Genomic DNA, 1,032 nt, shown 5'->3' with positions numbered 1-1,032 from the left:
TGTAGTGACCAGGACCGTTGTTGACGCGGTTGATGGGTGGCTGGCCTCCGAGCGCGGTGTGGGCTCGATGGTAGTTGTAGGTGTGGAGCCAGCCGGGTAGGGCGTCGGCGCGGTCCTGGTTGCTGGTGAAGGGCCGGGAGTAGATCCATTCGTCGCACATGGTGCGGTTGAAGCGTTCGGCTTTGCCGTTGGTCTGTGGGCGGTAGCGGCGGGTGAAGCGGGCTTGGGCGCCGAGGTCGGTCAGGGCTTGGTGCCAGGCGTGGCCGCGGCGGTAGGCCATCGCGTTGTCGGTCATGACTCGCTCGATGCGGTCGATCCCGAGTTGGGCGAAGTGTGCGGCGGCGCGGCGTAGGAAACCGGCGCAGGTGCCGGTTTTCTCGTCGGGGTGGATTTCGGCGTAGGCCAGGCGGGTGTGATCGTCGATCGCGGCGTGGACGTATTCGTAGCCGACGCGGCGGCCCGCGTGGCGGTCGTTTTCGGCGCGCCGGTTCTGGTCGCTGTCGCGGCCGTGCACGCGCCAGCCGCCGCCGGCGCGCAGCCGGCCGATCTTCTTGACGTCGACGTGCAGCAGTTCGCCGGGCCGGTCGCGTTCGTAGCGGCGGATCGGGGTGCCGGTGGGCCGGTCGAGGCAGGCCAGACGATGCAATCCGTGGCGGGTGAGCACGGCGTGCACGGTCGAGGCGGGCATGTCCAGCAGCGGTGCCAGCCGGCGTGCGCCGCGCTTGAGTGCGGTACGCAGGGCACACACGCGTGCTTCCTGATCGGGGCTGGTCTTGCCGGGCAACCGGTGGGCGGTGCTGGGCCGGTCCAGCAGTCCGGCGTCACCTTCGGCGCGCCAGCGGGCCAGCCATTTGTATCCCGTCTGCCGCGAGCAGCCGAGTTCCTTGACCACGTGCGCGACGGGACGCTCGTCGTGCACGACACGCGTGATGAGCAGCCGTCGGCCGTGCACGGTCAGTCGGGCGTTACGGTGGGCCATGAGACCTCCGGTTCCGGTGAAAGCGTCGCAACTTCCACCTCGCCGGAGGTCTC

General features: G+C 69.6%; 1 protein-coding gene. It reads right to left on the bottom strand.

The window, feature by feature from the left end; genetic code table 11:
- Positions 1-979, bottom strand: a 979-nt coding sequence (locus tag I4J89_RS49095; RefSeq protein ID WP_196421102.1) for an IS481 family transposase, incomplete at its 3' end; no start/stop codon positions are given.
- Positions 980-1,032: the final 53 nt, after the last annotated feature.

The sequence above is a fragment of the Actinoplanes aureus genome, assembly GCF_015704865.1.
Lineage (GTDB): Bacteria > Actinomycetota > Actinomycetes > Mycobacteriales > Micromonosporaceae > Actinoplanes > Actinoplanes aureus.
This window is presented reverse-complemented; position numbering and strand designations above follow the sequence as displayed.